Genomic DNA, 5,696 nt, shown 5'->3' with positions numbered 1-5,696 from the left:
TTTTTTTTTTTTCAAAAAAAAAAGGGGATACGGTGTTTTTGCCTGTCTCGGGGGCTCGGAAATGTGTATAAGGGACAGGGGTGCCGGTGCCGGTACTGGCGCCGGTACGGGGGCCGGCTCGTCCACCGTGATCGCCAGGGTGGTCGGCGGCTCGTCCACGGCGACCAGGCGGCCGGGGCGGAAGGGACCCTTGCCGCACTGGGGGCAGCCTTCGTCGCGCAGGGCGGCGACCGACGTCCACCGGGCGCCGGGACCGACGCGCACCTGTGCGTCGCAGGCCGCGCACGTGTACTCGCGCTGCCGGGTCCGCTTGTCGCCCGTGTAGAGGGGGCCCTCGAAATCACCCTGCCGGGAGGCGGTCGAGGTGGTGGTGAGGAGGTGCTGGAAGAAGCCGACCCCGCCGAGGATGCCGCTGCCGCGGTACTCGTTGAAGTTGCGGATGTAGCCGTTGGTGACCAGGCCGAGCGCCATGATCTCCCGCTGGACCTCCAGCATCTCGTCCGGGCTCTTGCCGCCGAAGGAGAAGAAGATGCTGTGCGAGGGGCCCGGACGCAGACCCTCCACGGCACGCGAGAGGAACAGCCGGGCACCCTCCGCGGTGTAGGGCGGGTCGGTCATCGCGACGTCGAAACCGCTGTGCAGCTCGGCGGGCAGCGGCTGGCGCAGGTCGTGCTCGACGGTCTCGACCCGGGTGCCGAGACCGGCCGACACCTTCCGGATGTAGCCGAGGATCTCGGGGGAGATGTCGACGACGGTCACCCGCTCGACGATCGGGGAACCGAGGACGTCCCCGACGACGGCGACGGCCAGGGAGACGAGGTCGTCGTCGCCGATCAGCAGCAGATTGCCGCCCGGCAGCGAGCCCGCCGCCAGCAGCGCCAGGACGCGGCGCACCTTGGTCTCGGGCGTGCAGTGCGACTGGTCGATCGACATGTCGGCGGCCGGCCCCGACTCCATCAGGTCGCCCAGCCGCCGGACCGCCTCGTCCAGCACATCGGGGATGACCAGTTCGCGGCCTTCGCAGGTGGTGCAGGTCGCGTCGAGCGTGAGGTCCATGCCCAGCTCGGCCACGACGTCCAGGCCGGCCGGGGTCAGCCGGGAGGGCCGCTCCTTGGTGAGCAGGTCGCGCCGGCGCAGCTCGTTGCCCAGCGCGGCGACGATCGGGACGGGCAGGCCGGTGGCCCGGCTGATGTCCCTGGTCGAGGCGGGGGCCAGGCGACGCAGGGCGCGCAGCACGGAGCGCACTCCGGGCGGGCCCTCCTGAAGCCTGACGGCGTCCGCGACTTCCGTGAGCACTCGATCGGCGGGGGTACTCCGACGGTGTCGAGGCGCGTTTTTCACAAAGCTGCTCCGGGCGGGCCGATGGATTCCAGGACTATCGAGTATACGGGCTGGCACGGCGTCGCCCGGACGCGCCCACGGAACAGAGAATGCGGAAAGGTGCCGGCGAAACAGAAAAGGCTTTTTCGAGGCGTCCGCCGAAATGTTTTCCGGATATCCGAGAGGCGGAGATGGGGAAGGTGTCGTATCCCTTGACAGCGTGCGTGCGCGAGCCGTAGAGCGCCCCGGATGCTACGCTGGACCGCATCGAGCGTCGTTTTTCGACCTCGGTACCTTCCCCTTCGGACGCGCGGACCAGCGCACCTCTATGCGAAAGGAGACGGGGGCAGCGGAAAGCGACCCCCGGTTCCCCATGACCAACTCCGCCAGCCTCGCCACCGAGGGTATAAACGTCGACGATTTGTGCTCCTACGCCGTAGACGTGTGGGTGAGCGACCACAGCATCCTGACCGACCAGGAGCGCCTCCTCCAGGTGCTGCGCACGGCCGCCGAGAAGGGAAACGCCCAGGTACTGGGTGAGGCCTCGCACGTTTTCCCCAATGGCGCCGTCACTGCCATTCTGCTGCTTTCGGCATCGCACCTGAGCATTCACACCTGGCCGGAATTCAGTCTGGCCAACGTCGATCTGCTCGCCTATGGCCGGCTGAACGGCGAGCGGATGATGCAGAGCGTGGAACTCGGTCTTTCGCCGACGAAAATCAATGTGACGCGCATGCTGCGTGCGGTGCACTGATTCCGGCCGATTCCAGGAATGACGTGATTGCGGGAGGGTGGGGCCTGGGGTGTGAGGTGCGTCGATTCCCCGCCGCAGGGATTTCACAGCCAACTCGAGAGGGATTCGACGAACGCGTCGAATCGGTCCCGGTGGATCGCGTGCGGTGCGTCGGGCACCGTACGCACCTCGAAGCCCCGTCGCACGAGTTCCTCCCGCCCCTGCGCGCTGACGAGCGTGCTCGGGTCCGGCACCTGGACCAGCGAGGGCACGACGGCCCACTCCGGCGTGTGGTCGACGAGGCGGTGCGCGGAGAGGGCGAGGGCGGTGCTCGTCCCAGGCGTCCAGAGCCTGCCGCTCGACCGCGAGCCGTCGGCCGCCCTCGGCGGCGTCCAGCGGCCGGGAGAAGCTGGTCAGCAGGTCGGGCGAGCGCTTGAAGAGCGTGAAGTAGGCCGGGTCGGGCCCGCCCGCCGAGCTGCTCAGCCGCCAGGCCGGCTCCGAGTGGACCGCGCGGGCCGGGGCCAGTTCCTCCACTGCGAGAGCGAGGGCGAGCGCGCCCAGCGAGTGGCCCAGCACCAGCTCGGGCCGGCGCGCCAGCGTGTCCAGGAGATCCTCGGCGAAGAGCGCGGGCGCGTACGCCCCGCGCGCGCCGGCGCCGTGACCCCGCAGATCCACGGCGAGCACGCGATAGCCCAGCCCGGTGAGCACAGGCGTCAGCTCGTGCCAGGTGCGGTCGTCGGTCATGATGCCGTGGACGAGGACGGCGAGACGGTCCCCCGCCCCCCACTCCTGTGTGTGCAGGCGCATCCGTCTGCTTTCGTCGATGTTGTCGCTGTCGCTGTCGCTGTCGCTGTCGCTGTCGCTGTCGCTGTCGCTGTGGCAGTGGCTGTCGCTGTACGCGTTGCTCGTGTGGGGCGGGCAGGAGTTCAGGGCGTGGGCCGGTCGGCGGATCAGGATGAGGGACCGTGACGGAGCACGAGGTGCTGGTGCGGTGGGCGCGGTCGGGTGACGCCCGGCCGGGGCTGCTCGACCTGCTCGACGCGGTGGAGCGAGCCCGCTACGAAGTCACCGCCCGCCCTGCCGACAAGGCCCGCTTCCTGGTCGGCTGCGCACTCAGCCGCCTCGCCCTGGGCGAGTTGCTCGGGCTTCCTCCCGCCGACGTGCCCCTGCGCAGGGTGTGCCCGCGCTGCGGCGGTCCGCACGGCAAGGTCACACTGGCGGTGCCCGAGCGGTCGCCGTACGCGGACGTCGACTTCTCCGTCACCCACAGCGGGGATGTGGTGGGGGTCGCGGTCTGCCGGGGCGCCGCCGTCGGCCTGGACGTCGAGGACGACGCGATCGCCCTCGACGTCGACGCGGCGGCGCGCACGGCACTCGGCGACACCGAACTGAGCGCGCTGTACGCCGGCCCGGCCGCCGGACGCCGTACCGCCTTCCTGCGCACCTGGACCCGCAAGGAGGCCGTACTGAAGGCCCTCGGCGTGGGCCTCCATGTGCCGTTGCGGGGGCTGGAGATGTCCGCCCCGGACACCGCACCGACGGTCCTCGACTGGCCGCGACAACTCGGCCCCCGCCCCGAGGTGAGCCTCGCGGATCTGAGGGTCGAGGGCGCCCACACGGCGGCGGTCGCGGTGCTGGGAAGGGGCGGGGTGCGGGTTCGGCCCTATGGGCTAGTACGTGAAGGCCGTTGAGTGCGTCTTGGCGATACGTTGCGAGGCGTATCCGGAATGGACCTGCAGGCGGTTGCCGGCGGTGTTCGACACCTTCAGGACGACGCGCACCCTGTCGCATGCGCCCAGCTGAGACGTGCCGAGATACAAGGCATTGGTAGCGGTCTGGTGGTGCTTGCGTTCGGTGATGTGCCATTCGGCCACGGCGCTCGTCAACGGGGTGCCGCACGTGGATCCGTCGGCTCTGACCGGCTGCGCCTCGATCCAGGTGGCGGCGTCCGTGTGGTGCGCGGTGGGGTCTCCCGCGCCGGCGCACGCGTCGATGCCGTAGTTGGGCGTGACCCCGTCCTTGTCGTTGTTGCAGCTCGTCATGTTGGCGTCCATGACGATGGCGATGCGCGCCGTGCCCTGCGGAACATACACATGATCGAGGAAGCTCTTCGTGCTGCCGGGCGCGAGCGCGGCCGGCTCCACCGCGTCGGCCAAGGTCCACCGCGACATGCCGCCGTGGACGGCTCGGGCCAGCTCCGCCCCCGGCTCGACCTGCATGGCCACCGAGTTGCCCGCCCCGATCCACGTCGCGTAGCCGAGCACGGAGACCCGGCACCGGTACCGGTCCGCTGTCGGCGCGACGAACGTCCAACGCACCGACGGCGCCAGGACGGTTTCGCCGGGTGGCACGAGGTTCGCGGCCCAGTAGGCTCCCGACTCCCTGTCGGCGGGAAGGGCACGACCGTCCGCGTACATGCAGCGGATCGCGGTGGTGACACCGATGTTCTTGTGGTCGCCCAGCGCGGAGACGTTGCCGACCGAGACGTTGCGAGTCCACAGGTAGGACGACTGGCCCTGCGCGGCGTCGAACTCCAGTTTCGTTCCTGGGACGTCGGCGTACCTCAGGGGATCAGCGTCGTACTCCGCTCCGAAGACGAAGGCGGGGGTCGTCATGGGGTCGGCGCCGCCCGTGCAGACCTTGTCCAACCGGTGCCAGGGGGAGCCGGCGTCCACGGCGCCGGTGTTGCTGCTGGCACCTCCGGCCCGGATGCTGCCGCGCAGGGTGTAGTCGGCCGAGCTGGTGTCCAGGCCTGTGTCGAACTGGTACACCTGCGCAGTGACGGCAAGATTGTTCACGTACGAATTGACACCATTGGTGCCCTCGCCCAGGCCGTACCGACCCAGCCAGAAGCAGGCCTTCGTACTCGCCGCAGCGAACTTCAGTCCTCTGAGCTCCGTGCTGGAGTACAGGCACAGGCGGTCGGCGGGACACTCCTCCGCCGCGGCGGCGGGCGGGGCGATCTTCCCAAGGCCGACGGCGAACAGCCCGGCTGTGAAGAGTACGGCCAGTATTCTTCGGTATAAGCGCATCGCGTGGCTTTCTGTGGGTCGGCAAGAGCGGATCATGCTACGGAAGCGCCCAGGAACCGGCCAGACCGCCGAACCTTCCTACGAGCGCCGGTTGTCCACACGCTGATCGAGGGGCGGTCCGGCGTGCTGATCGCTCCCCCGGAACGGCGCTCCGCCTGACGTCGATTTCGTCGCGCTTGCGAGTGGGCGTGTCCTGGACGGGGGTGCGCATGCCGGCCGCGCCGTGGACGGCGTCTGTCAACGCCAGGCAGACCCTGCGGTACCCCTGCTTGAGGAGCCACTCGCCGTCCCGCTGCTCCAGCCCCCGGGCCTGACCACCCCGCCCGCAGTTCTCACGCTGACCGTCACGCGCCTCACGAAGTGCTCGCGACGTGTCTCCACGACGGAATTCCACCCGCCCAGGTGGCCGAATGGGCCGGGAACAGCGTGCCGGTGCTGCCCCGTAGAAATGCCCTCCCGAAGGGAGGGCGGAGACTTGCGCCCCCGGCAGGACCCGAACCTGCGGCCAAGCGCTCAAAGAGCGTTTTGTCCTGGCCAGGGCGTTTGATAACTGGCGCGATGTTGCCGCTTTGGTCGGCCCGTGCCGGCGTGTGAGGATCCGCCCGTGGAGT

Annotated in this window: 6 protein-coding genes and 1 pseudogene; 3 read left to right on the top strand and 4 right to left on the bottom strand. The window is 69.5% G+C overall.

Annotated features, from left to right (window positions below):
- Positions 1 to 1,296: bis-aminopropyl spermidine synthase family protein (locus tag P1P75_RS39070; protein WP_319264337.1), on the bottom strand; the 1,296-nt coding region annotated here is incomplete at its 3' end.
- 397 nt (positions 1,297 to 1,693) lie between these two features.
- On the opposite strand from P1P75_RS39070, the gene P1P75_RS39065 reads away from it, so the two are divergent.
- Complete coding sequence (locus P1P75_RS39065) at positions 1,694 to 2,074, top strand: S-adenosylmethionine decarboxylase family protein (protein ID WP_086767220.1); 381 nt, start codon at positions 1,694 to 1,696, stop codon at positions 2,072 to 2,074.
- A gap of 83 nt (positions 2,075 to 2,157) precedes the next feature.
- On the opposite strand, the gene P1P75_RS39060 is transcribed toward P1P75_RS39065, so the two are convergent.
- Complete coding sequence (locus P1P75_RS39060; RefSeq protein WP_319264335.1) at positions 2,158 to 2,325, bottom strand: hypothetical protein; 168 nt, start codon at positions 2,323 to 2,325, stop codon at positions 2,158 to 2,160.
- A 259-nt stretch (positions 2,326 to 2,584) separates the two neighbouring features.
- Positions 2,585 to 2,797 (bottom strand): annotated as a pseudogene (locus P1P75_RS39055) (alpha/beta fold hydrolase); the annotation flags it as partial.
- Between the two features lie 79 nt (positions 2,798 to 2,876).
- Between P1P75_RS39055 and P1P75_RS39050 the strand changes: the two are divergent.
- Together P1P75_RS39050 and P1P75_RS39045 are read left to right on the top strand one after the other, a co-directional pair.
- Positions 2,877 to 3,062 (top strand): hypothetical protein, encoded by a 186-nt coding sequence (locus P1P75_RS39050; protein ID WP_319264333.1) that lies wholly within the window; start codon positions 2,877 to 2,879, stop codon positions 3,060 to 3,062.
- On the top strand, positions 3,019 to 3,744 hold the full coding sequence (locus P1P75_RS39045; RefSeq protein WP_319264331.1) for a 4'-phosphopantetheinyl transferase superfamily protein: 726 nt from the start codon (positions 3,019 to 3,021) through the stop codon (positions 3,742 to 3,744). Before P1P75_RS39050 ends, P1P75_RS39045 begins: the two co-directional genes overlap by 44 nt.
- Here the strand turns inward: P1P75_RS39045 and P1P75_RS39040 are convergent.
- Positions 3,724 to 5,085 carry a peptidase inhibitor family I36 protein gene (locus P1P75_RS39040; RefSeq protein WP_319264329.1) on the bottom strand — a complete coding sequence of 454 codons (1,362 nt, stop codon included), beginning with the start codon at positions 5,083 to 5,085 and terminating at the stop codon, positions 3,724 to 3,726. The two genes, P1P75_RS39045 and P1P75_RS39040, sit on opposite strands and share 21 nt — an antisense overlap.
- Positions 5,086 to 5,696 lie beyond the last annotated feature (611 nt).

The sequence above is a fragment of the Streptomyces sp. ID05-39B genome, from assembly GCF_033794725.1.
Lineage (GTDB): Bacteria > Actinomycetota > Actinomycetes > Streptomycetales > Streptomycetaceae > Streptomyces > Streptomyces bobili.
The sequence above is the reverse complement of the archived record's forward strand: the minus strand, read 5'-3'. Positions and strand labels throughout refer to the sequence as shown.

Bases quoted from the DNA above. Each gene is read 5' to 3' on its own strand.
- P1P75_RS39040 (WP_319264329.1), bottom strand. From the start codon at position 5,085: ATGCGCTTATACCGAAGAATACTGGCCGTACTCTTCACAGCCGGGCTG.
- P1P75_RS39065 (WP_086767220.1), top strand. From the start codon at position 1,694: ATGACCAACTCCGCCAGCCTCGCCACCGAGGGTATAAACGTCGACGAT.
- P1P75_RS39050 (WP_319264333.1), top strand. From the start codon at position 2,877: ATGTTGTCGCTGTCGCTGTCGCTGTCGCTGTCGCTGTCGCTGTCGCTG.